This is a genomic window from Streptomyces sp. NPDC014864 (assembly GCF_043081525.1).
GTDB lineage: Bacteria > Actinomycetota > Actinomycetes > Streptomycetales > Streptomycetaceae > Streptomyces.
This window is the reverse complement of sequence record NZ_JBIBWT010000009.1, coordinates 275,019-299,648: the sequence shown is the minus strand read 5'-3', so window position 1 is coordinate 299,648 and position 24,630 is coordinate 275,019. Positions and strand designations below refer to the sequence as shown.

The 24,630-nt window shown below is 67.9% G+C and carries 17 protein-coding genes; 7 read left to right on the top strand and 10 right to left on the bottom strand.

Annotated features, from left to right (window positions below):
* Positions 1-725 precede the first annotated feature (725 nt).
* Positions 726-1,127: a preprotein translocase subunit TatB gene (locus tag ACF1A5_RS19285; RefSeq protein WP_392194058.1), complete on the top strand. Its 402-nt coding sequence runs from the start codon at positions 726-728 to the stop codon at positions 1,125-1,127.
* Positions 1,128-2,025: 898 nt separating this feature from the next.
* Here the strand turns inward: ACF1A5_RS19285 and ACF1A5_RS19280 are convergent.
* Positions 2,026-2,490, bottom strand: a complete 465-nt coding sequence (locus tag ACF1A5_RS19280; RefSeq protein ID WP_392194057.1) for a hypothetical protein — start codon at positions 2,488-2,490, stop codon at positions 2,026-2,028.
* Positions 2,491-2,618: 128 nt separating this feature from the next.
* Between ACF1A5_RS19280 and ACF1A5_RS19275 the strand changes: the two genes are divergently transcribed.
* Positions 2,619-3,038: a hypothetical protein gene (locus ACF1A5_RS19275; protein WP_392194056.1), complete on the top strand. Its 420-nt coding sequence runs from the start codon at positions 2,619-2,621 to the stop codon at positions 3,036-3,038.
* A 227-nt stretch (positions 3,039-3,265) separates the two neighbouring features.
* On the opposite strand, the gene ACF1A5_RS19270 is transcribed toward ACF1A5_RS19275, so the two are convergent.
* Positions 3,266-4,411, bottom strand: coding sequence for a hypothetical protein (locus ACF1A5_RS19270; protein WP_392194055.1), 1,146 nt, complete (start codon positions 4,409-4,411; stop codon positions 3,266-3,268).
* A gap of 477 nt (positions 4,412-4,888) precedes the next feature.
* Here ACF1A5_RS19270 and ACF1A5_RS19265 point away from each other — a divergent pair, with 477 nt between their 5' ends.
* The gene (locus ACF1A5_RS19265; protein WP_392194054.1) at positions 4,889-6,562 is read left to right on the top strand and encodes a DUF262 domain-containing protein; all 1,674 of its coding nucleotides are present in this window, start codon (positions 4,889-4,891) and stop codon (positions 6,560-6,562) included.
* 50 nt (positions 6,563-6,612) lie between these two features.
* Here the strand turns inward: ACF1A5_RS19265 and ACF1A5_RS19260 are convergent, their stop codons facing one another.
* The 3 genes from ACF1A5_RS19260 to ACF1A5_RS19250 all read right to left on the bottom strand — a co-directional run bounded on the left by ACF1A5_RS19260 (position 6,613) and on the right by ACF1A5_RS19250 (position 10,347).
* Positions 6,613-8,016, bottom strand: coding sequence for a hypothetical protein (locus ACF1A5_RS19260; RefSeq protein ID WP_392194053.1), 1,404 nt, complete (start codon positions 8,014-8,016; stop codon positions 6,613-6,615).
* A gap of 142 nt (positions 8,017-8,158) precedes the next feature.
* The gene (locus ACF1A5_RS19255) at positions 8,159-9,745 is read right to left on the bottom strand and encodes a serine/threonine-protein kinase (RefSeq protein ID WP_392194052.1); all 1,587 of its coding nucleotides are present in this window, start codon (positions 9,743-9,745) and stop codon (positions 8,159-8,161) included.
* Positions 9,746-9,888: 143 nt separating this feature from the next.
* Positions 9,889-10,347, bottom strand: a complete 459-nt coding sequence (locus ACF1A5_RS19250) for an ATP-binding protein (protein ID WP_392194051.1) — start codon at positions 10,345-10,347, stop codon at positions 9,889-9,891.
* A 160-nt stretch (positions 10,348-10,507) separates the two neighbouring features.
* Between ACF1A5_RS19250 and ACF1A5_RS19245 the strand changes: the two genes are divergently transcribed.
* On the top strand, positions 10,508-11,374 hold the full coding sequence (locus tag ACF1A5_RS19245) for a helix-turn-helix domain-containing protein (protein ID WP_392194050.1): 867 nt from the start codon (positions 10,508-10,510) through the stop codon (positions 11,372-11,374).
* Positions 11,371-11,583 carry a DUF397 domain-containing protein gene (locus ACF1A5_RS19240; RefSeq protein ID WP_392194049.1) on the top strand — a complete coding sequence of 71 codons (213 nt, stop codon included), beginning with the start codon at positions 11,371-11,373 and terminating at the stop codon, positions 11,581-11,583. The genes ACF1A5_RS19245 and ACF1A5_RS19240 overlap by 4 nt, the downstream gene beginning before the upstream one ends.
* A 96-nt stretch (positions 11,584-11,679) precedes the next feature.
* Here the strand turns inward: ACF1A5_RS19240 and ACF1A5_RS19235 are convergent, their stop codons facing one another.
* The 5 genes from ACF1A5_RS19235 to ACF1A5_RS19215 all read right to left on the bottom strand — a co-directional run bounded on the left by ACF1A5_RS19235 (position 11,680) and on the right by ACF1A5_RS19215 (position 21,973).
* Positions 11,680-12,987, bottom strand: coding sequence for a hypothetical protein (locus ACF1A5_RS19235; RefSeq protein ID WP_392194048.1), 1,308 nt, complete (start codon positions 12,985-12,987; stop codon positions 11,680-11,682).
* A 201-nt stretch (positions 12,988-13,188) separates the two neighbouring features.
* Positions 13,189-16,386, bottom strand: coding sequence for a type I restriction endonuclease subunit R (locus ACF1A5_RS19230; protein WP_392194047.1), 3,198 nt, complete (start codon positions 16,384-16,386; stop codon positions 13,189-13,191).
* 2 nt (positions 16,387-16,388) lie between these two features.
* The gene (locus ACF1A5_RS19225) at positions 16,389-17,663 is read right to left on the bottom strand and encodes a restriction endonuclease subunit S (RefSeq protein ID WP_392194046.1); all 1,275 of its coding nucleotides are present in this window, start codon (positions 17,661-17,663) and stop codon (positions 16,389-16,391) included.
* Complete coding sequence (locus ACF1A5_RS19220) at positions 17,660-19,669, bottom strand: N-6 DNA methylase (RefSeq protein ID WP_392194045.1); 2,010 nt, start codon at positions 19,667-19,669, stop codon at positions 17,660-17,662. The genes ACF1A5_RS19225 and ACF1A5_RS19220 overlap by 4 nt, the downstream gene beginning before the upstream one ends.
* 90 nt (positions 19,670-19,759) lie before the next feature.
* A complete protein-coding gene (locus tag ACF1A5_RS19215; RefSeq protein ID WP_392194044.1) occupies positions 19,760-21,973 on the bottom strand; it encodes an N-6 DNA methylase in 2,214 nt (737 codons plus the stop codon).
* 271 nt (positions 21,974-22,244) lie between these two features.
* On the opposite strand from ACF1A5_RS19215, the gene ACF1A5_RS19210 reads away from it, so the two are divergent.
* Both ACF1A5_RS19210 and ACF1A5_RS19205 read left to right on the top strand, forming a co-directional pair.
* Positions 22,245-22,829 (top strand): hypothetical protein, encoded by a 585-nt coding sequence (locus ACF1A5_RS19210; protein ID WP_392194043.1) that lies wholly within the window; start codon positions 22,245-22,247, stop codon positions 22,827-22,829.
* Between the two features lie 124 nt (positions 22,830-22,953).
* Positions 22,954-24,597 (top strand): hypothetical protein, encoded by a 1,644-nt coding sequence (locus ACF1A5_RS19205; protein ID WP_392194042.1) that lies wholly within the window; start codon positions 22,954-22,956, stop codon positions 24,595-24,597.
* Positions 24,598-24,630 lie beyond the last annotated feature (33 nt).

The following is a 24,630-nucleotide window of genomic DNA, read 5'->3' as shown; positions in this document are numbered from 1 at the left end:
CGATCCGAGAACCGATCAACCCCCGACGACTTCACCTGACCCGGCCTTGGCACAACCCACCCAACGACCAGAACCCACCAAAGTCACCGGTATTGGCTTTAGGGGTTCGATCCGGGCCTGCTCCGGCTACGGTCGTCGGCTGGTGCGGCAGCCAAACAGAGACGCTGGTGTACGGCCTCGTCCGGCGTCGTGGATGTCAGGAGCTTCCACGATCTGGGGGGTCAGCTCGCCAACGACCTGCGGAAGCACGTCCGTCACGCCCTCGGCGCTCAGGGCGGTTTCAAGAGCGATCTTCACCTCGTCATAGGCGTACCCGTCACACGCACACCTCGTCCGTGTGACGGCCGCTTCGATCTTGGCTGCGTAGATGCTCAGCTCGCCGGCAGCATCGCTGTAGTTCCTCGGTTCCATAGGCAGGTACAAGCAATGCAGCGAATAATCATATTACCCACGCAATGTGAACATGCTTGCGTTGCGTGCAGCTTCGAGCCGAATCCGGCCCGGTGAATAGAATTTCGAAGCATGGGTCACAGATTTTTCACTTCCTCACTCACGCGGGTGATCGAGGCGATTGTCTGAGGGGGTTGGTATGGCTGCGGGTCGCTACCTGCTGTCAACCTCTTCCCCGGGCGCAGCCGGGCGGCATATCCAGTGACTCCGGGCTGTGTTCCGTCCTGCCAGCGTCGGGCCGGCAGGACGCCTCATACGGGAAAAGGAGTACACCCATGTCGAAGCTGGCTCGCATGGCCGCTGTCACCGCAGTCGCCGCGGTACTGACGGGCGGAGCGTTCATGCCGTCTGCCTCCGCGAACGGCTCCCACTCATATACTTGCTCCAACCAGGGCGGCGGACCGAACCACACCGTGAACTGCATCGGCACGGTCACGGTCAACAACGTCCTGAACAACACCACCGTGGTTGTCAAGGACATCAACGTCCTCAATGGCACGCAGCTGAACACCCTGCAGAACGCGCTGGTCAACGTCTCGAACAATGACGTCAACGCACCCGTCAGCGTCCAGATCGGCGACCTGCAGACGGCGGTCATCACCACCTACCTCCAGAAGTTCAGCATCACGTTGCTGCCGGTCAATGTGTCCGTATGTGACGGCAGCATCTGCGTCTGACCACCCTGCGCTCCCCCACACATGTGGCCCGCCTCCTGCACAGGCCCTTGGAGGCGGGCCACCCTCATCCCCGCCAGCCGATGCCGTTCGGCAGGACGACCGAACCGGCCAATGTGTGAAGGGGGAAGCCGGCACGCGTTCTTTCCGGGAGATTTGCGGCAAGTGTTAAAGGTGCGTAGCTCAGAGAAAAGACGCAGTGGATTAATGCACCCGGGTCATGCGGTGATCTCGTGAGGGAACGAGAGACGTTTAGGGTGAAACAGCCTAGGGTCCTTAAGAGGGGGTAAACCGGTCTCAGCGCTAACGAGTCATGGCCTGCGTTCGTACACGTCGGTGCTCGGCTTTCGGTTCGGGCCGGAGCTGAAGGCCGTGGTCAAAGGCCCCGGACCATGATCGGTCCGGGGCCTTTGCGCTGGTGCCCCCGGCAGGATTCGAACCTGCGACACCCGCTTTAGGAGAGGCCCTATAGCCTGCCCTATCCGTGATGGACTTTCCCTGGCTTCATCGTTCCTCCTGTTCAGCGGGGTGCAGCCTTCCGCCCCTGCATGATCGTTCCCCGTCTTTACATGGCCTTCCGTTCCCATGACGTTCCCATGAGGGGGCCGCGAGGCCCGTGGGAACGGGGGCGGGGAGTCGGCTGAGAGGCCAGATGGGTGGTCGAAACGGTGAGCACCGCAGCCCCCTTGGGGGCGGCAAAGGCCCCACCCCCGTCAGGGGGTGGGGCCCTCGGCCGTATGCGCGCGCCCTGTCCGGGCCGCTGAGGGCAGGCTAGCGGCCCGGACTGATCTGTGGGGCCGATCCATACAGATCCTCGGCTGGTTGTCCTGGCCACGGCGGACCACAAAGCCGGGTCGCTACCGCTTCAACTGGTCGGCGTAGATGCCCCGGACGCGTGACCCTATGACGTCGTAAACCTCGCGGGACCTCTCTGCCAGATCCTCCACGTTACATCCGCGCCATAGCGACCGGACACGCTCTCGGACCTCATCCTTGAGATGAGGGAAATCGCCGGGTCTCGGACTTCATGGTCGATGATGAAGCCGACCTGCGCTGAAAGAGGCCAGAGGGCAGCGTCGAGGGCTTCGGCTGCCTCGTCCCTCTCTTGGTAGTGCGCGGGAGTGTCGAGCTCCCGGCTCGCGACGTTACGAAGATTGAGGACCCTATCCATCGCCGTGCGGAGCATCTGGTTGAACTCCACCAGATGCTCAAGTTCGAACTCCTCGCGGCGCTTCCTGACGGCCTCTTCCGCGTCCCGGGCCTTGTCCTTGCGTTGCCGTCGGTACGTGAGCCAGCCGTTCAGCTGTGTCGACAGGCCGCCGAGAAAGAAGGCCGCGATCCCCCACCAGAACTTCCACCCCTCCATGCCGGGCGAGTTTAGCTGCCGTCTGCTTCGTCACCTCGCAATGATCATCGACTTCCTGTTGTCCGAGCCCCCTTGGGCCGAGGGCAGCCGGTGCTAAGGTCCTGTTTAACGAGATGCGGGGGTATCAGATGTTCACAGTGGTCACGGCTGCAGTGTTCATCCTGCTGGCGCCGCACGTGGCTTGGTACATCAACCTTCCTTTCCTCCTCGTCGTGGCCGTCTGCTTCCTCGCGGACACGGCATCGAAGAAGAGGCACGTCCGGTACCTGGCTTTCGGCTACCTCCTCCTCATCGACGTCGCCGCGCCCTACGAGACGAGCCGGAAGGACGGCTGGAACTGGGTCGCATGGGTCGACCTGATCCTCCTGCTGGCGGCGACCCTCGTGGCGGCGCTCGTCGTCCTGTCCGGTCACGAGAACGCCGACAGCGCCCGCCCGGCACCCCTGCCGGCGGTACGCAACCGCCCGGTTCCGGCGCCGCGCCGACGTCCAGCCCGGGTCGCTGCCCTGCGCCGGCAGGCGAAACGGGCCGCGTCCCGCCGCCGCTAACCGGGGCGGTCGAACAGGCGAATCTTTTGCTCAGGGAGGACTGGGATCATCCGTGGATGCTCCAGGTGCCTCGTTTCTCCGGCGTCTCTTGAGCGAGGCTCTGGCGGTGGTAACGGCACCGGCGTCGGACGAGACGACGTGGCTGGAGAAACACAGTGTCGTGACGGACGAGATCGCCCCAGATCTGCTCCGCCGACTCCTCAAAGGCAACGGCTTCTTTAGGACTCTCACTGGTCACGCTGGGCCTGGACCACACGACGCCGTAGTGTCTTTAGGGATACTTCGTCGCCGCAGACCGGGTCTGTGGTACGCCAGAAGTCCCACCCGTCGGTGGACAAGGTGGACTCAGGGGTATTGCGGCCTCTGACGTGGAGCTTGACCGCTCGCCCGGCAGCCGACAGCGAGGGGTAAACCTTCTCCTGGTAGCGGATCTGGCCAGTGGTCAACACGGTTGCGGTGTGTCGTTGCCCCATATAGTCACCGTGCAAGGTCGCCCCGGGAGTCACCCTGCCGGCGGCCATCATTTCCTCGAAGCCCACGTGCCTCTCATCTTCGCTGACTGCTGGCTTCCGCGGTCTCGTCGAAAGTGGTTGCCCCGACGTTCGAGATTTACGGATGGAGGATTCGGCAGACGAGGGTTCGGATGGCCGAGGTGCCGGGACCGGTGCCGCCGGAGGCGCGGAGATCATTGGAGCGAACCCGGCCCGGGGGAAGTCAAAGGTGGCGCGTACCCGTTGCAGGCTCGCCCGGAGGTCCGCGTGGGGCAACTTCGCTACGCGCTTGGCGAGCAGATCGACAAGGTCTCTGGGAGGCTCACCGGAGGCGAACAAGTCATTGAGGGCGAGGTTGACCTCGCGGTCAACGAAGAAGCTGCGCCACAGCTCCTGGATGCGGTTGTCGCGCATGTTGTCCTTGCTGAGCAAGGACAACAGCTCGAAGGCAGCACCGACGTCGTCAGCGATCCGCACGGTGCGGAAGAGCTTGTGCTCGACCGGAACCGGAGCATGAGCGTTGTACACGCGCCATTCCGCCCCGTTGGTCAGCGCAACCCATTCCACACCCGCGACTGCTGCGTAGCTGATTGTCTGGTTCGCCCAGCGCGGGTCGTCGAGGTTCTCCCCGATCGCCTTCGCTTCGATGAACAGCCGGGGCATGCGCATCAGGATCAGTGCGTAGTCGACGGGGTTGTCGGTCGTCCGCCGTCGGTACTCGCGGTGCACCTCGTCGGGCTCCAGCACGTCCCAACCAAGGGCGGCGATCACTGGTTCGATGAGGCCGGCTTTCGTGTTCTGCTCACCCACCCGGCGTCCGAGGCTGCGATAACGGACCAGCCGATCAACGCACTGCTTCAGTGTGTCCAATAGGTCGTCCACGCGCTGCTCCCCGTCCTACCGCCCATGCAACACCTTTGGCAGCCTAGTGCGGTGACCGGCAAGGTTCACAGGGCTGGCGTCGTCACCCGGCCCGGTTTGGCGCGGCAGTGCGCGACTTGAACACGGCAGGAGCGCGCCTTTTCGCTGGTGGGCCCGGCGGTTCGGGGAAAGTGTCGGCGAGCGTCGACCTGAGCGTGACGCCGTCCCATTCGGCGATGCGCCTATAACCCGTACTGGGCCCGAGCCACGACCCTCCTCACCGTCGCGTCGGCGGCCATGTCCATCATCTCCTCAGATAGGGAGCTTGGGCGGATCTCGGACCGGCTGACGTAGTCGCACTCGTGTGACAGTGAAGTAGCCGAGCCTCAGCCCTTGCGGTGTCAGTGACGGCACTGTGCCCAGGACAGGACCCACCCGCATCATTTGGCTTGCGGGATTCTTGGGACACGGTGTCAGTGGCCCGTACATCCTTGGGGCATGCAGCAACTAGAGGCGCAGGAAGTCTCCCTGCACAAGGTCTTCAGCAGCGACTACGACTTCCGGATCCCGGACTACCAGCGGCCCTACGCCTGGGACGTCGAGCAGGCCGTTCAGCTGCTCACCGACTTGGAGGAGTCGCTGGACAGGGGGACGGACGAGCCGTACTTCCTCGGCTCCATCGTCCTCGTCAAGGCCAAGGGCAACGCGCCCGCTGAGGTCATTGACGGCCAGCAGCGCCTCACCACCCTGACCATCCTGCTCGCCCTCCTTCGCGACCTGACGGAGGACCCCGACCTCCGCAGCGATCTCGACAGACTGGTCACGGAGCCGGGCAACAAGGTCCGCCGGCTCGATCCCAAGCCCAGGCTCACCCTGCGATTCCGCGACGCCGGCTTCTTCCAGAAGTACGTTCAGACAAAGGGGGCCACCGAGGCACTGCGGATCCTGAACGAGGAGACGCTGCCGACGGACGCGCAGAAGGCCGTTCTGCGCAACGCCAGGACGCTGCACGCGATTCTCACCGACTGGTCGGAGGACCGACGGCTGGATCTCGTGCAGATGCTGGGCGAGCGCACCTTCCTGGTCGTCGTCAGCACCCCCGATCTGGACAGCGCGCACCGCATCTTCAGCGTGATGAATTCCCGGGGCATGGATCTCTCACCCACGGACATCTTCAAGTCGCTCATCATCGGTGCTCTGGACGAGAAGGCCTCGGAGGAGTGCGCCCGCAAGTGGGAAGACGCGGAGGAGGCTCTGGGGCGAGATGACTTCGCCGACCTCTTCCTTCACCTGCGCATGGTGTTTGCCATGAAGCGGGCGGAGCGGGAACTGCTCAAAGAGTTTCCCGAGCAGGTGCTCAGCCACTATCTGCCCGGCAAGGCCGAGTCGTTCGTCAATGACGTCGTCGTGCCGTACGCGGACGCCTACGTGCAGATCCGTGACGCCAGCTACGCGGCGGTCTCTGGAGCGGAGCAGGTCAACGCCTGGTTCAAACGCCTCCAGCAGATCGACAACAACGACTGGCGACCCGCGGCCTTGTGGGCGCTGCGTAACCATGGTGACGACGCGGCCTGGCTCGACAGATTCTTCGACGCACTGGAGCGGCTGGCGGCCAGCATGTTCATCCGCCGTGTCTACACCACTCCCCGCGTCACGCGTTACGCGGACCTCCTGCGCGAACTCAACGCCGGCAAAGGCATGGACGCGACGTCCTTCGCCCTGACGGACACGGAGAAGGCCGAGACGCTCTCGCGCCTGGACGGCGACATATACCTCGTCACCAAGACCCGCAAGTACGTCCTGCTGCGCCTGGACGAGATGCTGGCCGGGAAGCCCGGAGTCTCGTACGACCACACGCTGATCACCGTCGAGCACGTGCTGCCGCAGAACCCAAAACAGGGATCGCAGTGGCTGCGGAACTTCACCGACGAGCAGCGCAGTCAGTGGACGCACCGGCTGGGCAACCTCGTCCTGCTCAACCGGACGAAGAACGCCTACGCCCAGAACTACGACTTCACGGAAAAGAAGGCCAAGTACTTCACCGGCAGGCATGGCGTCTCCACGTTCGCCCTGACCAGCCAGGTGCTGCAGCACCAGGAGTGGGTGCCGAAACTGCTGCAGAAGCGGCAGCAGCGGCTCGTGGGGCTGCTGGCCGACGAGTGGGATCTGTAAGGAGTCAGGGACAGCGGCCTGTGGGGCCACGAGTCGTGCGGGCTGCACGCTTATCCGGGAGGCTCGGCTCGGGAGATGGCGGACAAGCCGGCGATGAGCTGGGCGGACCAGTGGGGGTGCGCGTTCAGGTCGTCGGGGAAGTGTATGAACGTCTGCTTGTCTTGGACGAGCAGGCGCCCGGAGAAGCACGTCGCTGACGCGACACTGTTCTGTAGGACAGTCAGCTCCCAGTCCACGAGGTCGGGAGTGTCTCCAGCGGACCTGCACAGCGCAAACTGGCTCTCAGGCGTTGCCTTGAAGGCGAAGTATCCATCCTCTGCCGTGGAGCGGAAGAGAGTCTCCTGCTTCGGCCGGGGATCAACTCCGCGTATCAGCAGCGGATGCCAGTCTGCTTCAGGGCCTGCCGCGGAGAGGTCTGCGGCCAGGCGCTTGCGAAGCTCCCGGTGGCGGAACGCGATGTCCACCAGTTGTTCGACAGCGTCGTCCACTACCCGGCGGGCGTACGGCCAACCACTTTCCCACTGGTCGCGAAGCGCGGCATCGACCCAGGACTGAAGCAGGCCGTCCAGCGGTCCGGCATGGTAGTTGCGTTCCGCTTCCTGCACGGCAAGGCGGACGACACCGGGAACGCTGTCGGTGCGCTCCTTCTCCTGCTGCCGCTCGAATGCGGATGGGTCGGTCACTTCCAGGTGTGCGTTCTCCATCTCCAGCAGCCTGGCGAGCAGCTTCCTGCGTCCGTAAGCGCCGACGGGTGCATCTCGTAGCGCGTCCGCCACCGCGTCGTCAGCGGACCATGCGTCTTCGTCGAGTAGCCACGCTGCCGCTTCCAGGCGCACCTCGGCCGGCTGGTCCTGGTCGGCTGCGACCCAGCGGGCGATGCTGTAGGCGTGGTCATCGTCCGCGTCGCCGGTTCCGGTGGCGAGGTTTGCGATGTTGATGTCAGGGGCGAGGGTCTTGACGGCCTCGTATCCTTCTCGCCCCTCCTCGTTGATCAGCTCACCGATGGCCGGCCAGCGGAGGTCGTCCTGCAGGTCTGAGGACGCGACGAGGTGCCGGAGAGCGGCGACGTGTTCCTGGCGTCGTTCATCCTCGGTCAGCTTCCGCCGTGCGGGAGCTGCGTACTGGTTTGACTCCAGGTAAACCCGCTGCATCTCACGCCAGGGGTTGGAGGTATTGATCACCCACCATGCCGCGGTCGCTGCGCTTCCGCCTCTGCTGAGCAGATGGTCGAGGGCAGCTGCGCGGTATTCGAGGTTGTCCACGGTGCCGAGGTCCGTGTCGGCGATCAAGGCAAGGAGCGAGGGGATGCCGCGGTCAGGATCAGTGTCAGCCAGTTTTGCCGCGTCCTGGACGCGTTGCGCGTCCTCGTCTTCTTCCTCGTCTCCTTCCTCCCAGTCCCATTCGTCCTCCGCGAGGTCGTCATCCTGGTTGTCGTCTCGTGCGACATCCGACACGGCTGGTCCTTTCGGTGAAGTGGTGCGCACCGCTCATCGTGGCGGAAGAGTCGCGCCAGGAGCTGTGGTTACCGGTGCGGTGCGGCTTCGAACTCGTCGCGAGCAGCACGGTTCTGGCCGATGCCGCTCTGGAGAAGGCGGGTCAGGAAGGTGGACCGTCGAGGCCGAGGCGGATCACGGCAAGTGCCTCGGCGATCTCGGCGGTCATCTCGTCGTCGGGGCCGAACACCATGCACATGTCCTGGTGGAGCGGTTCGAGGACCTGCCGGGCCTCGAGGGCCCGGCCCTGGGCGAGCAGCAGCATCCCGATGTTGTGCCGTAGCTCCACGGCTTCCTCGCTCACGTCGCTGTCGACGGCCCGCACGACGTTCAGCACGCCCTGGAGCGCGGCGAGCGCGTCGGTGACCTGGCCGAGTTCGGCGCGGCACCGGGCCGCCTGGGCGCGGCAGGCGCGGGCCTGCTCGCCGGTGGGTCCGGCGATGCGGGCGTACGCGTCGGCGAGGGCGTCGAACTCGGGCAGGGCGGCCCGGTAGTCGCCGCCGAGGAGGCGGATCGCCGCCCGCTGTCGGCGCAGCGCCAGGACCGGCTTGCTCTCGGAGCCGAGGGCGAGGGCCGCGGGTTCGATGACCTCGCCGAGCACCTCGGCTGCCTGCGCGAACCGCTCCTCCTCCAGCAGGGCGTCGGAGTGGGCGTATGCCGCTTTGATGTCCTCGCGCAGCCGGGCGGGGACGGGCACCGGCTGGGCCCCCGGGAGGACGGCTGGCGGCGTCGGACCACCGGGCGCCGGGGCCTGGGCGCGGGCGCGAGGCGCGAAAGGGTGACGGAACACGCCGGTCGGGTCGGGCGCCCCGGCGGGCCCGGCATCGGCCGTTCCGGGTTCTCCGCCCGGCGACGGGAGGAACGGCAGCAGCCGCGCGTACACCTCCTGCGTGTCGGCGGGCCGCGCCTCGGGCGCCTTGCGCAGCAGGTGCAGGACCAGCTCCTCCAGTGCCTCGGGGACGTCGGGCCGCAGCTGCCGCAACGGGGTGGGGGCGGCGTTGACGTGCTGGTACATCAGCAGGTACTCGCTCTCCGCCTCGAACGCGAGGCGCCCGCTGAGGAGTTCGTGCAGCACACAGCCCAGCGCGTACAGGTCGGTCCGCGGGGTGATGCGTCCGCCGCGGACCTGCTCGGGCGACATGTACTGGTGGGTGCCGATGGGGCTGCCGGTGGCGGTCAGTTTGGTGACGTCGGTGCGCAGGATGGCCGCGATGCCGAAGTCGAGGACCTTCACGGTGCCGTCGCGTGCGACGAGGATGTTGCCCGGCTTGAGGTCCCGGTGGATGACCGGCACGTCGTGCGCGTACGACAGCACGGTCGCGACCTGCGCGGCGACGGCGGCCGCCCAGCTGACCGGCAGCGGCCGGCGGGGGTCGAGGTAGGCGGACAGCGGTACGCCGTCGACGAGCTCCATCACCAGGAACAGGCGCTCGTACGACGCGTCGAGCACCGCGTCGTACACCTGCGGCACGCCGGGGTGCTGGATGCGCGCGGTGATGCGGGCCTCGCGGCGGAAGCGCTTGGCGAACTCCTCGGCGAGCTGCGGGGAGGTGACCGACGCCTGCCGGATGAGCTTCACCGCGACGGGCCGGTCGAGCACGGAGTCGTAGCCGCGCCACACGTCGCCCATACCGCCGTGGCTGAGCTCCTCCAGGAGTTCGTAACGGTCGGAGATCGCCTCCTGCGGCACCCTGCCCCCGGTGTGCGTGATGAACGGTCACTGTCAGGGGTCAAGTGTGACCGCTGTGTCGATATGCCGTCCAGCGGTCGTGGTGCGACACGGGCGTGGGCGCGGCGGTCGGTGGACGATGAGCGGGACGGTGCGGCGGCGGGTCAGCCTCCCGTCGGCAGGACGTACTCCGCCCAGACCGTCTTGCCGGGGCCGTCGGGGCGCGGGTGCCAGTCCCAGCGGTCGGCGAGGTGCTCCACCAGCAGCAGGCCGCGGCCGGTGTCGCGGAGCTCCGCGGGCGTCGCCACGACCGGTACGCCTTCGGTACGGGTGTCGGTTACCTCGATCCGTACGGTCGTGGCGTCGCGGGCCAACGCCAGGTGGAAGTCGCGGCCGGGGACCCGGCCGTGCCGGACGGCGTTGGCGGCGAGCTCGGCAACGATCAGCGTCAGCGCGTGGTGCGTGTCGCAGTCGTAGGGGATGCCCCACGCGTCGAGCCGCTGCCCGGCAAGCCGCCGGGCGAGCCGCGCGCCGCGCGGGGTGGAACTGAACCGCATCGCGAAGTGGCCAGTGGGGCTGGTGGGCCGGGGAACGCAGTTGGGGGGAGCGGTCTCACTGTTCATGCCCTCAACGCTCCCGGCCGTGGCGTAGCGTGACCAGTGGTGACGCGCCGTCGCATTCCGGTTGTACGCGACGGAGCGGCAGGTGTACGAGGCGCGCGCGTGACCGGCTCGGGGCGGGCGCGTTGGGCCGGGGAACTGGGCCGGGGAGGTGGTGGAGCCGATGGAGTCGGTGGAGCGGGGCGAGGCCGAGGGCGCGCGGGATGACGCCGGGCCGAGGCCGGAGGACGAGCCGGGATCGGGTGTGGTGACGGCGTTCGGGCGGCAGTTGAAGCTGCTGCGGGTACGGGCGGGCCTGGAACGGCCGGAGTTCGGGGGGCTCACGGGCTACGCGGCCCAGTCAATCGCGTCATTCGAGCAGGGGCGGCGGATTCCCCCGCCGAGGTTCATCGACCGCGCGGACGAGGTGCTGGACGCCGGGGGCGTCCTCAAGGCGCTGAAGGAGGAGGTGGGGCGGGCGCAGTATCCGGCGTTCTTCCGGGACATGGCGCGGTTGGAGGCGGAGGCGGTCGACCTATGCTCCTACGACACTCACGTGGTCAACGGCCTGCTGCAGACGGAGGAGTACACGCGGGCGTTGCTCGCCATGCGGCGCCCGCTGCTGGACGAGGAGACGATCGAGCTGCGGGTGGCAGCGCGGCTCGCCAGGCAGACGATCTTCGAGCGCTGGCCTGCGCCACTGCTCAGCTTCGTGCTCGAAGAGTCCGTGCTGCGTAAGCCACTCGGTGGGAAGGCAGTCCTGCGAGGGCAGCTCGAACAGCTGCTGCTCATCGGCCAGAAGCGCAATGTGGAGATCCAGGTCATGCCGCTCGACCGCGAGGACAACGCCGGCGTGGACGGCCCGTTCACGGTGATCAACCGGAAGGGCGGGGAGCAGTTCACGTACATGGAGGTCCAAGGACGCAGCAGCCTCCTGACGGCCCGAGAAGAGGTGCGTCTCGCCGCCGCGCGCTATGGAATCATCCGGTCCCAGGCTCTCACTCCGCGAGAGTCCCTGGGATTCATCGAGAAGTTGCTGGGAGAGCTATGAACACCGCAGAGAGCTCGGCTGCCGCTCTGGAACTCGCCTGGTTCAAGAGCAGCTACAGCGGCGCAGAGGGCGGGCAGTGCGTGGAGATCGCAGCCGCCGTCGACGGCATACACATCCGCGACTCGAAGGTCCGATCCGGACCGGTTCTGACCGTCGCCCCCGACGCGTGGGCCGGGCTCGTCCGGCTGGCCGCCGACCAGACCGTCTGAGCCATACCTTCGTAACCGGCGGGGCCCAGTCGCACAGGCGGCTGGGCCCACGTGTGAGGTCGTACGCCACCCACACATCACTCGGACGCCGCCTACCTACATGGGCAGCGCAGGGAACACGACCACCGAGCCGTCCTTGTTTCGGGCGATCTCGATCGCCACGTCTGTCGTACGGCTGTTGACCGAGACGCCGTCGCCCAGCTTGCGAATCCGGTATGCCGCGCGCATCAGACGATCGACTTCATCGGTCGTGAAGACGGGCCGCCAACCTTGCGGGCCTGCCAGCTCCAACGCCGAAAGGTGCACCAGGACACCGGCGATGCCTGACTCCAGTTCGTCGAGGCGCTGCTGGTCGCGCTTGAGTGCGCGGGTGAAGTTTTCGAACAAGTTGTCAGGGTTGCCCTGGGCGTGCTCGACCGCCTGTAGGACGACGACCCGTCGCTTCAGCGCAACGGCCAAGGCGGCAAGTCCCAGGTGGGCGCGGAACGTGCCGCCATGGTCGTCGACGCCGGGGAACGCCTTGGTCAGCGTGCCGATCTCGACGGGCTTACCGTCGGGCAGCTTGTCGAGTGCGCTCTGCCACTGGGCGAGACGGCGGTCGGCGCGGCCCAGTGCCGTGTTGATGGCGTGCACTGCCGAGTCCAGTCCCAGCGAGACGCCGAGCTTGCCCTGGTCGAGCAGAATGGCCGTGGCCTTGTCGATGGCATCCCGGCAGCCGTCGAGTTCGCTGTGCTCCTCTTCGAGCTTCTGTTCGTGCAGTTGCTCCAGCAGTTCCGTGATGTGTTCGATGGCCTGCTGGCGCTTGTGGTCGGCATGCGCGCTCACCCCTACCGCTACGGCCATGAGCACGAGCGGCGCGGCCACGGTGAGCGCCGCGCTGCCGGCGGCCGCGACGCCGGCTGTCGCTCCGGCTCCGCCGACTGCGCCTGCTGCGGCCACTTTGCCGACGGGCACGAACGTCGCCTGGGCGGCGATGCCAGTCGAGTTCATGAGCGCGCTGTGGATGCCACCGGCCGCCGCCTTCGATGCCATCGGACGAACCATGCCCTGACCGAACTGGGCGGCGACCTTCGCCGGAACCACCATGCGGTACAGGTTTTCGCCGGTGGCGGTCGCCCGGGCCGCGGTAAGGGAACTCCGCGCCGATTGCGTGATGAACTGCGCCAGGTGCTGCGCCAGGGGACTCGCGGCATCGAGCGGGATACCTCGGCTGCGGTCGAGCTTGTCGGGCAGCGGATGCACCTCCAGCGTGGCGATCGGCGCGTCGGCCAGGGCGGCCAGCACGCCGCGCAGTTCTGCCAGGCGCTCAGCCGTCATCGACCCGTCTCCGGCCAGTGCAGGCACCCGGACGTCACCGGTCGCCAGCGTCCACACCGGAACGAGTGCCTTGTGGGCGTCAACCATCGTCTCCCCCTCTTTTCCACAACTGCCTATGGCGTACATCAGACAAGAACGCTATGAGCCTCGCGCATCCGGCTACGGACGCTGCCTGCCGGTGAACTGACGATCACCAGGGCAACCCACCAGATCATCCACGGCCGTTAGGCCGAAGACGAGTCGAGGCCGAAGGTCGCCCGGGCCGGCAGTCCAGCCGGGGCGTACGCATCAGACGTCGTCGTCCAGGCCCTCCTCGCGGCGGATCATCCGCCAGGCCGCCTTGCGGGCGCTGCGGTCCAGGCTGGACTTGAAGCCCTTGTCCGGGCCGAAGTACTGGCGGCCCATGCCCGCGATGGTGTCGATGTGGTCGGCCATCTTGTCCGCGAAGACGTTGTCGAAGACGAGGCCGAAGTTCTCCTCGTCGTTGACGACGGCAGCCGCCCGCACCTTCGGGTCGGCCTTGGCCTCCTCGAACGGGCGGATGACGTCCTGCTCGGTGAACTCGGTGCCGAACCGTTCGTTGAACTTCTCGATCAGCTCGGAGAGCAGCGACTTCTCCGCCTCCTTCGCGCCGCCCGAGCCGTTGCCGAAGCCCGGCATCGTCGCCGGCCCCTCGGGGGCGAGGGACACGTCGTACTCGCCGGTCTTCTCCACCCGCAGATGGCTGAGGTCGACCTCGCCTATGTCCACCCCGCCGTCCGCGCGGCGCGGCAGCCGGTTGAGGAGGTAGCGGCCGTAGAGATGCAGCCGTTCCAGCTCGGCGTCCCGGTAGGGGACGATCTGCGCGAGGAAGCCGTACTTCCTTACGTAGTCGTTGAGGTCGGCGCGGAAGCCCTCCGCCGTCTCCTGGTCGTCCTCGTCGTCGCTGTCCTGCAGCGCGGTGAAGCGGGCGACGGCGGGGGAGAGCAGCCGGTACAGCTCGGCGTGCAGCTTCTCCCACTTCGACTGCGAGCCCGCCGCCTTCTCCTTGGCGGCGAAGTACGCGGCGGCGAACTCGTCCATCTCCTGCCCGGACAGGATCGCCGCCTGCATGACCCGGCTCTGCGCGGTGTAGAGCAGGTTGGGGTCGGAGGGGAGGGTGTTCGCCTCCTCGAAGTACGGGCGGAAAGACTCCTGTATGTCCTCGGCGTCGTTGACGAAGTCGAGGACCGCCAGGTCGGCCTGGGTCTTGCGCTCGGCGGTCCGGTTCAGCCGGGACAGGGTCTGGACGGCGGAGATGCCGGTCAGTGACTTGTTGACGTACATCGTCGTGAGGAGCGGCTGGTCGAAGCCGGTCTGGTACTTCTCCGCCACGACCAGGATCTTGTACTCGCGCTGGCCCGGACCCCCGGCTCGGGCGGCCTTGTCGTCGGCACGCGTGTACGCGAACGCCTTCGGCAGCGCGCTCTCCGACAGCCCGCCGTTCTCCTTCGGCTCGGTGGTCTCCTCGCCGTCGACGGTGAGCGATCCGGAGAAGGCGACCAGGACACCCAGGTCGGGGTACTTGGTGTCGTAGTCCCGGTCCTTGATGTAGCTCTTGATCGCGCGCGCCATCTGTACGGCAGCCTGCCGAGAGGCCGTCACCACCATCGACTTGGCCCGCCCGCCGAGACGGCCCCGGCTGTGCGCCACGAAGTGCTCCACGATCACCTGGGCGTGCTGGGCGACCGTCGAGTCATGGGTGAGCGCGTACCGGGCGAGGAGGCCGTTCGCCTTCGACGGGTCGACCTCCCGCTCGTCCGGGTTCTGGTTCACCAGCTTCCAGTACGTGTTGTACGTGACGTAGTTGCGCAGCGGGTCGAGGATGAAGCCCTCCTCAATCGCCTGCCGCATGGAGTACGTGTGGAAGGGCCGGTAGGCCGCCTTGCCGTCGATGTCCTGGAGCGCGCCGAAGAGTTCGAGGGTCTTGGCCTTCGGCGTGGCGGTGAACGCGAAGTAGGAGAGGTTCGCGGCGCGGGAACGCTGCTCGGCCCGCTTCTTGAGCTGCTCGTCGAGGGTGGCGCCCTTGGCCTTGACCGTGATCGCGCCCGCGTCGTCCGAGTCGGAGTCCAGGCCGAGGTCACGCAGAGCGGCCCGTACGTCCTTGGCGGCGTCGCCGGACTGCGAGGAGTGGGCCTCGTCCACGATGATCGCGAAGTGACTGCCCCGGATCTCGGTGGGGTTGCGCTCGATGTAGGAGATCAGCGCCGGGAACGAGTGCAGGGTGACCGTGACGATCTTGCCGGTGCCGCGGGAGAGGGCCTTGGCGAGCTGTTCGCCCTTCGCCCCGTGCTTCTCGTCGATCTTCACGACGAGGCCCGCGGTCTGCTCGAAATTGCCGACTGTTTCCCGGAGTTGGGCGTCCAGGTTGCGGCGGTCGGTGATGACGATGACCTTGTCGAAGACCGGCACGCCCGGCTTGAGGCCCTTCGCGACGGCTTCGGGGTCCAGTTCGCGGGGGTCGGTGGGGGTGTGCAGGTCGCTGAGGCGGTGGGCCAGCCAGCCGATGGTGTTCGACTTCCCCGAGCCGGCGGAGGCCATGACCAGGTAGTCGTGGCCGGCGCCGTGGGTGGCGGCGTGCGCGGTGAGCTTCTTGACCGCGTCCCACTGGTGGAACCTGGGGAAGATCATGGTCTTGGTGGTGCCGCCGCCGGGCGTCTTGCTCTTGTGCAGGTGCACGAACCGCTGGAGCAGGTCCAGCCAGTTGTCCGGCTGCCAGACCTGCTCCCAGAGGTAGGAGGTCGCGTACGTGCCGTACGTGGTCGGGGCGGGGTTGCCGGCGCCGCCCGGCTGGCCGGGTCCGCTGGAGCCGGTGTTGAACGGGAGGAAGCGGGTGTTCTTGCCCTTGAGCTGGGTGGCGACGAAGACCAGGTCCGGGTCGACGGCGAAGTTCGCGACGACCCGACGCGTGAAGATCAGCTCGGTGGGGTCCCGGTCGGTGCGGTACTGCTCCTTGGCCTGCTCCACACCTTGCTTGGTCAGCGGGTTCTTCAACTCGGCCGTGGCAACCGGGATTCCGTTGAGGAAGAGGGCGAGGTCGAGCCGGTTGCCCCAGTCGGCCTGCTTGGTTGCGTACTCGAGTTCCCGGACGACGGTGAGGCGGTTGGCCCGGTAGCCGTCCAACACGGAGTCGTGGGCGACGAGGTTCGGCTTGAAGTACGCGACGCGGAGGAGGACACCCCGGTCCTTTACGCCGTTGCGAAGCACGTCGAGGAGCCCGTTGGTGGCGATGGCCTGGTCCAGGCGGCCGGCGAACCCGCGCTGCGCCTCGTTCGGGTCACCGCCGTAGACGGTGAGCAGCTCGCTCCACTCGTCGGGCTGGGTCGCCCCGATGAAGGTGAACAACTCGTGGGTGTCGAGGCCGAGATCGGCCCGGTAATCCTGCGAGCGCGCCTCGCGCCAGCCACGCTCGACCATGGCGGCGACGATGGCATCACCGAAGGCGGACTCCGTGTGGATGGGGTTCATGGCTACGCGCTCACTCCGTCCGTTACGTTGCGTCCGCTGGCGGTGGTTACGTCGAACTGGCCGGTTACGGCGGCGGTGATGAGGGCTTGGCGGCGCTCGGTGAGGAGCTGCTCCTGGTGATCCAGTTTGCGATGCAGCAGGTCGAGAGCTCCGACCCTGACGTCAAGCAGGCGAACAATCTCGTCTTGCTCTGCACGAGGGATCGAGGGGATGGGGATCTGCTTCATGGCACCCACGTTGAAGTGCGCTTGGATACTGCCGACTGAGTGCTCAGTAACCCGTGCACTGGCATAGCCCGAGTTCAAGACGTACTGCAAGTACCTGGGCGACAGCTTCCTGCCGGGACGCACCACGATGAGATCGATGCAATTCACCCCGTCCAACTCAGCCGGTACCACAGCTGCTGCACCTGCCTGGCCCGTGCGCACAACGACAACGTCACCGGAATTGAGTCGCGACTTGCGGTTCTCGGCATGTCCCTCAGCACTGATCTGCACGAGGTCGTTGGTGCTGATGAAACCAGGCTTGACGTTTAGGCCCCGCAGTGCGGGAGTCCCGCCCGCTTCTACATACCACTTGGCCGGAGTGATGACGATTCCAACGGTGACATCGGCCACCAGATACTTCAGAGGTACCAAAGCATCAGTCGTCTGTGCTCGCTCAAGGCCCAGCGTCGACTCAATGACCCGTTCCCGCTTGAGCGTCAGCAAACTCCGCATCTGGCGGCGCTTCAACGCCAACTGGTCGATGCGGGCGGTCTCGGCGTCGAGGAAGTCGGCGATGCGGTGCTGCTCCTCTGCGAGGGCCGCCGGTACAGTCAGGTTTCCGACTTGCTCAAAATTAAGGCCCTCGCGATTCCCGCCCACCTGGAGCTCGGAGATCTGTTCCTGGATAGGCTGAGAAGACAGCGCATACGCTAGGTATCTGGCGTTCGCCTCTGTGTTGGGGCGAATGATGCAGACATGCTGATTTACATTGGCTTCACCAAGGCCCTCTGGAGCCCTAGACACTCGACCCAGCGAAGCGCCGGTGATGTTCAGTAGGACGTCACCCGGTTTGACCTTCGTTCCTTTCATCTCGCGGTGAGTGGCTTCGCTGATGTAAACTACGTCATCCAATCGAAGGCCATCGAAATGGATGTTTTGACTCCGCAGGAAGGTCACCCCGGATGCGAGGTAACTCTCTGAACCGCCAGAGGGGGTTTTTCCGCTTCCGATCTTGGTTGTGAGTGTCTTCACGCGTCGAGTTCCCCAGCGGGATTCGAAGGAGATCGTCATTTCGTCACCTCCCCCAACAGTGCCTGAATCTCCGCCTCCAGCGACTTCAGCTCCGCGTCGATCTCCGCCAGCGGCCTCGGCGGCTTGTACACGTAGAAGTGCCGCGTGAACGGGATCTCGTAGCCGATCTTCGTCTTCGTGTGGTCGATCCACGCGTCCGGCACGTGCGGCAGCACCTCGCGCTTCAGGTACTCCTCGACGTCCTCGCCAAGCGGCACGTTCTCGTAGTCCCGCAGGTCCGCGTCCGGCTCCGGCGCGCCCTTGACTTTCTGGACCTCGCCCTCGGGGTCCCGTACCCCGATCGTCTCCCGTACCGCCTTCGCGAACGGCGCTGCCGACGGCCAGGTCAGGCCGGCCGCGACCACCGCGTCCTTGAGCGCGACGAACGCCTCGGACTTGGTCGTCCAGGACGAGCCGAGCAGCGTACGAACCGCCGCCACGAACTCCTCACTCCGCTCCAGCTTGACCACCGGCTTGGCCTCCGCCAGCGCCGCCAAGGTCTCCTCCGTGACCTCGAAGCGCAGCTTCAGCGGGCGTTCGACGGTGATGCGCTGGTAGCCGAAGTCCTCGTTCCAGAAGACCTTGACCTTGCTGTGCAGAGCGTGCTCCGGGTCGCCCGCGACCTGCAGCGCCTCCGCGTACAGCCGGGTGATGTCGCCGATGTGGTCGGGGCGGCCGTTCGTCCCGTCGCCGAGTTCCTTGCGCTTGTCGCCGAGCGACTTGCGCATCTTCACCCACTGGTCGCGCGCGTCGAGCAGGACGACCTTGCCCTTGTGGTCGGCGTCCTTGCGGTTGGTGAGGATCCAGAAGTACGTGGAGATGCCGGTGTTGTAGAAGAGCTGGTCCGGGAGGGCGACGATCGCCTCCAGCCAGTCGTTCTCCAGGATCCAGCGGCGGATGTTGGACTCGCCGGACTCGGCCGCGCCCGTGAACAGCGGGGAGCCGTTGAAGACGATGGCGATGCGGGAGCCGCCCCCGCCGTTCACGTCCACCGGCTTCATCTTCGAGATCATGTGCTGGAGGAAGAGCAGCGAGCCGTCGTTGATGCGGGGCAGGCCCGCGCCGAAGCGGCCGGCGTCGCCGAGCGACTTGTGCTCGTACTCGACCTCCTCTTTGACCTTCTTCCACTCCACGCCGAACGGCGGGTTGGCGAGGATGTAGTCGAACTTTCGGCGGGCGTGGCCGTCGTCGGAGAAGGAGTTGCCGAAGCGGATGTTCTCCGGGTTCTGGCCCTTGATCATGAGGTCGGACCGGCAGATTGCCCAGGACTCGGGGTTGAGCTCCTGCCCGTACACCTCGACCGTCGCGTGCTCGTTGAGCGCCTTGATGTGGTCGTCGGCGGCGCTGAGCATGCCGCCCGTGCCGCACGCCGGGTCCAAGACCGTGCGGACGACACCCGGCAGGCTGAGGGCGTCCGCATCCGGGGCCACCAGCAGGTTGACCATCAGCTTGATGACCTCGCGCGGGGTGAAGTGCTCACCCGCGGTCTCGTTCGACTGCTCCGCGAAGCGGCGGATCAACTCCTCGAAGATGTAACCCATGTTGTGGTTGGGCACGACGTCGGGGTGCAGGTCGAGGTCGGTGAACCTGCCGATGACCCGGTAGAGCAGGTTCGCGCTGTCGAGCTTCCTGACCTGCTGATTGAACTCGTACTTGTCGAGGACCTCGCGGGCGTTGTCGGAGAAGGCGCCGACGTAGATCTGCAGGTTCTTCGCCGCGTTCTGCGGGTCGGCCGCGATCTTCCGCAGCGTGAGGTCGCTCTTGTTGTAGAAGGAGTGGCCCGAGGCCTTGCGCAGGAAGTGGTCGGTGTCGATGTCCTGGCCCGCGAACCTGGCGACGGTCTCGACGACCTTCTCGCGCGTCGGCTCCAGGACGCACTCCAGGCGGCGCAGCACGGTGAACGGCAGGATGACCTTGCCGTAGTCGGACTGTCGGTAGTCACCGCGCAGGAGGTCGGCGACGGACCAGGCGTGGTTCGCCAGCTCCGTGTGCTTGCTGCTGTTCAAGAGGTCCCGGCTTCCTTCCGAAGAGCACCGTCCGGGCGTGGGACGGCAGGGATCCAGTGTGGTCGTGTGCGGGGGGACGCGTGGGGCGTTTCAGGCGGAACGGCTGTCCGGGCTGTCCGGTGGCAGGAGTACGCCGGCGGTGAGGCCGGTGGTGAGGGTGGCCGCGGTGTCGGCGGCGAGGTCGGCGGTTCGGCGGACGGCCGCGCGCAGTTCGTACACGCGGCGGAAGGCCTCCCCGTAGCGCCGCTGTTCCTCCAGGGGCAGCAGCGGTACGCGCAGCCGGCCCGGTGTGACGTGCACGTGGGTGCTGCCGGTGGACGCGGAGGCGATGTTGTCCTCGGCGCCGAGGAACCCGGCCAGGAACCACGGGTCGAGGCGGGCCGGGTCGGGGCGCAGGAGGTGGATGTGCGGACCGAGCAGGGCTCCGGCGTCCTGGTCGTCCGCGACCCGGGTCATCGCGGCCGCGGCGCCGCCGCCCCCGAGGGCGCGTACGAGGACGTCACCGGCGGCGACGGGTTGCGCGGCGTCCGCGTGGAGGTCGACGGCCCTGGTGGACGGGGGGTTTCCGGCGGAGATGTCCGAGGCGGTGAGAACCGGCCGGTCCATGGTGGGGGCGGCGGAGCCCTTGGAGCCTCGGGTGCCGGACGGCGCCGCCCGCAGCACGGTCAGGGCCCCGCCGCGCGCCAGGTCGGAGACGGTCGCCGTACGCCACTCGCGGGCCGAGGCCCCGGACGGCTGCCACCCGCCGGACGCGGAGGCGGCCGCCAAGGCGGCCACCTGGTCGGCCAGTTGGCCGTGCAGGTCGTGGACGCGGCGGGACAGGGCGGCCGGGTCGATGTCGGCGGCGGTCGCCCGCACATGGCGGGCCGGGGTGACGTCGACGACGTCGTCGAGGAGGTCGACGAGCGGCACCGCGCGGGCGACGCCGGGCTCATCGGCGTAGGTGTCGGGAGCGGTGGTGAACGCGGCCCACTGGCCGAGGACCCGGTCGGTCAGCCCCGCCCAGTCGAAGGAGGAGGCAGAGGCGGAAGAGGCGGGCGCAGAGGAGGCGGCGGAAGAGGAGGAGCCGGATCGGCGGGGGCGCGAGCCGCCACGGGTGCCGGCGCCGGCCGTGGCCGTGTCGGTGGCGGACGGCGTGCCCGCGGCGCCGTCCCGCTGCTCGCCCTCCCCGTCGACGAACAGCACCGTCGTACGGTCCGTGCCGCCCGGCTCGGGGCGTTGGAGCACCCAGATCTGCAGCCCGATGTGGAGCGGATACGCGGCACGCGCCGGAAGGGAGACGACGGCGCGCAGGGCCCCGCTGCGGATGAGTTCCGCGCGGATGCGGCGGCCGGAGGAGCGGAAGGCGAGCGCGGGCGGCAGCAGCATGACCGCGTGGCCGCCAGGCTCCAGGTGCGCGAGGGCATGTTGCACCCAGGCCAGTTCGGATTCGATGCGCGGTGGGAGTCCGTACGCCCACCTCGGGTCGTAGGCCAGCTCGTCGTGACCCCAGTCGCGGTCGGCGAACGGCGGGTTGCACAGGACGGCGTCCACGGTGACGTCGGGGAAGGCGTCGGCGCGCAGGCTGTCGCCGACGCGGATCGCCGTCTCGGCCTCAGGTGCGGCAAGCAGCAGCCGGACCGCGGTGCGCCGGCCCTGGACGGGGAGCGAGTCCTGCCCGAACAGCTCCTGCGCACCCTGCCGGGCCGCGGCGGCGAGGAGCGTGCCGCTGCCGCAGGCGGGGTCGAGGACGCGGGACGCGCCGGCGGGCAGCAGCCGTGCCATGAGCAGGGCCAGGCCGTCCGGGGTCTGGTAGACGCCGCTGGCGGCGCTCTCGTCCAGTTCGCGTTCGGCGAGGACGTCGACGGCGGCCTGCGCTCCCGCCTCACGGACGCAACCCAGCAGGGCGCGGAGCACGCCCGCGTCGTCCGGGCCGTAGTGGAACGGCTCGGCCTCGGGCACGGCGACCGGGAGCTCGCCCGCGGACTTCTCCGCCCGGGCGATCAGCTGGTCGTCGGGCAGGGTGGCGAGTTCGGCCAGCTCCTCCGGCGTTCGGCGGGAAGCGGCGGCCACCAGCGGGAACAGTCGCGCGGCCACTCCCGAGCCGGGCCCCATCAGCCGTAGCGCCGTCCGCAGCTCCTCGGTCGGCGAGGCGGCGGAGGTGTGCCCGCGTGCCCGCAGCCATGCCTGGACGGCCGGCAGGTCGTAGAGCGGGCTGGTCTCCGTGCCCGCACTGGGGGCCGGGAAGTCGTCGTGGCGGCGGCGCCAGTTGCTGACGGTGGCGCGCGTGACCCCCGCGATGCGGGAGATCTCGGCGGCTGTCACGTGCGCCGAGGGCGCCGGTCGGGCTGGTGGCTGCTGGGGCATGGCGTGGGGTTCCGCACCTCTCGGGCCAGTCGGACAGGAGACGGTTAACACATTACAGCGGTCGTCAAGTCCGTGAAGCTGTTTGACGGTGCTTTCAGTGCTGTGCTTATCTATTCCTGCTTCCGAGTGGAAGCGGCGGCCGGGGTGCTCTGCTGCGTCCGCGCCGCGCATCGGCTCTCTCCACTCACGGCCGTCGCACATCTCGCGCATCGCAACAGGAGGAACCCAGATGACCAACCAGCCCCCGCAGCAGCCGGGATACGCGCACCAGCCCGGATTCCCGCACCAGCCGGGTTATCCGCAGCCTCCCGTGCCGCCGAAGAAGCGGTCCGTGGCCAAGATGGGCTGCCTCGGTGTCCTGGCCGTGATGGTGATCGGCGGCATCGCCTCCGTGGCGGGGTCCGGCTCGGACGACTCCTCGGCCGGCCCCGCGTCCTCCGCCGCGTCCACGGGCTCCTCCAAGGGCAAAAACGGCTCCTCCAAGGGCGGTCGCTCCTCCAAGGCCACCGCGCCCCAGCAGTCCACCGTCGACGCCTTCAAGGCGTACGTGAAGAAGCACGAGTCCGCGAAGACGCGGGAGGCCGCGACGCACGTCACCAAGGTCCAGGGCGCCGACAAGAACAACGACATCCTGGACGCGGCCGACATCTACACGGACTACACCGGGGACCTGGTCAGCGCGGACGCCGGCAACGCCAAGCTGCTCGCCTCGGCCTTCGCGGACTTCCAGGCCGACCGGGGGAAGGCCAGCAAGAACGGCCTCGTCACCGTCTACAACGCTGACGGCGAGATCCTCAGCAACGGCAACTACTGAGGTCGTGGCCGGAGCCCGCGCCGAGGGCTCGGCGGCAGGGCCCCCGTCCGCCCACTCGCTCCGCCCGGGCGCAACACCCCCACAGCACGCACCAGTTCCCCCGCTCGTGACTCGGAAGGTCACCGTGACGATCGCCCCGCACACCGAGCTGGTCCACCACTACACCGAGGACTTCACCGCGCTGCAGGACGCCGTCCTCACCCGCATGAACGGCATGGCGTCCCCGGAGACCACCGCGGCCCTGGCCCACCCGACGCTGGCCGGGCCCATCGCCATCGCCCTGGCCCACGCCGACGTCCTCGCCCGTGGGGACGTCAGGCGCACCGAGCTTTCAGGGTTGTCGGCACCCCACCGGCTGCGACACCTGCGTGAGCACGCACGCCGTGTGCGCCGGGCACGGTCCGCGGCGGATGCCGTGTGCAAGGAGCAGCGTGCGCGTCGCGTCGCCGATCGCCGCAGGCCCCCGCTGGAGCCGCTCGAGCTGCGCGTGGCGCGCGCCGCGGACCCGGAAGCGTACGGCCGGGCCCTGCGGGAGGAGCTCCTCGACCGCGGATCGACGGCCGCCGACGGGCGGGAGCCGGACAACGATCTCGCCCTGTGGGCCTGGCAGCGGGGCCCGGCGGCCGCCGAACTGCCGGTAGCCGTCCGCGAACTGCTGGAGTGCCACGACGCCGCCTTCGTCCAGGTTCTCCTGCGCGACGCCCGGGAGGGGGAGAATCCGCACCTCGCGCACGACGCGGTGGTGGAACGGTGGGGCCGGCATGCCCGTACCGCGCTGGCCTGGGGCCGCTACGCCATCGCCCAGGCCGAACGCCAGGTGCTCGCCCGTCCTCTCACCGCCCGCCGTGCGCAGCTCGACGCGCTCGACGACGCCTACCAGGACGCCGCGATCCTCGCGGCCCGCGCTCGCGAGGCCAAGCACCGGATCGCCGATCTCCATGACCGGATCCGGGACCGTGCGACCGCTGGGCCCGTCGCGGAACTCATCGCGCAGTGCCGCGCCGCAGCCCACATACGCTTCGCCGCAGGCGAGCCCGAGTTGTGGCAGCGGGTCTGCCGGCTGGCCACCGAGCACCAAGCGGACTGCGACGCGCGGGCCGACGGCTGCCCGCGGTGCCACCGCACCCTCGCCGCCCTCCTCACCGGGAACACGTCCGCCGACACGTCGCAGGACGGCGGTGGCGACGGCCGCGGTTCGGAGGGTCTCGCCCCCGGCTACAAGAAGCGTTACGCCATCCTGGACGACTCCCCCAGCCGCGCCGCGGTGGCCGTCGCCGACGCCGCGGTCGGCGACGAATCCGCACTGTGCGGCTACGGCTGGGCCGCCGAGGACGGGACTACCAGATACGGCGACTCGATGGCCTCGTGCAGCGGCGAGGCCGAGATCATCGGTATCTGCCAGGCCGCCCTCAGTCTCCTGGGCCGCCACCCGGAAGCCCCCGTGGTCATCCTGTGCGACAGCACCGAGGCCGTCGAGAAAGTGAACCTGGCCCTGACGAGTGCCGATCCTGCAGCTGCCCACCGCACCGTCCTGTTCCCCGAGGGCAGGGAACTCCTGGACCGCCTGCTGCCCCATCGCGACCGCTTCCAGGTCCGCTGGCTCAAGGGCCACATCGGACACGACCTCAACGAAACCGCCGACGCCCTCGCCGGCCTCGCGCTCCGGCGCGCCACCGGCCGCCTCTCTGTTTCCGCCGCCCGCAAGGAAGAGGCACGGATCCTGCGCTCTCTCAGCTCCGACCAGCAGCCGGGCATGGCCGCCGCCTGACCCCGACTACTTCCACCTCCGGCCGTCTGACCC

Bases quoted from the DNA above. Each gene is read 5' to 3' on its own strand.
- ACF1A5_RS19285 (WP_392194058.1), top strand. From the start codon at position 726: ATGTCGAAGCTGGCTCGCATGGCCGCTGTCACCGCAGTCGCCGCGGTA.
- ACF1A5_RS19280 (WP_392194057.1), bottom strand. From the start codon at position 2,490: ATGGAGGGGTGGAAGTTCTGGTGGGGGATCGCGGCCTTCTTTCTCGGC.
- ACF1A5_RS19275 (WP_392194056.1), top strand. From the start codon at position 2,619: ATGTTCACAGTGGTCACGGCTGCAGTGTTCATCCTGCTGGCGCCGCAC.
- ACF1A5_RS19265 (WP_392194054.1), top strand. From the start codon at position 4,889: ATGCAGCAACTAGAGGCGCAGGAAGTCTCCCTGCACAAGGTCTTCAGC.
- ACF1A5_RS19250 (WP_392194051.1), bottom strand. From the start codon at position 10,347: ATGAACAGTGAGACCGCTCCCCCCAACTGCGTTCCCCGGCCCACCAGC.
- ACF1A5_RS19245 (WP_392194050.1), top strand. From the start codon at position 10,508: ATGGAGTCGGTGGAGCGGGGCGAGGCCGAGGGCGCGCGGGATGACGCC.
- ACF1A5_RS19240 (WP_392194049.1), top strand. From the start codon at position 11,371: ATGAACACCGCAGAGAGCTCGGCTGCCGCTCTGGAACTCGCCTGGTTC.
- ACF1A5_RS19235 (WP_392194048.1), bottom strand. From the start codon at position 12,987: ATGGTTGACGCCCACAAGGCACTCGTTCCGGTGTGGACGCTGGCGACC.
- ACF1A5_RS19230 (WP_392194047.1), bottom strand. From the start codon at position 16,386: ATGAACCCCATCCACACGGAGTCCGCCTTCGGTGATGCCATCGTCGCC.
- ACF1A5_RS19225 (WP_392194046.1), bottom strand. From the start codon at position 17,663: ATGACGATCTCCTTCGAATCCCGCTGGGGAACTCGACGCGTGAAGACA.
- ACF1A5_RS19210 (WP_392194043.1), top strand. From the start codon at position 22,245: ATGACCAACCAGCCCCCGCAGCAGCCGGGATACGCGCACCAGCCCGGA.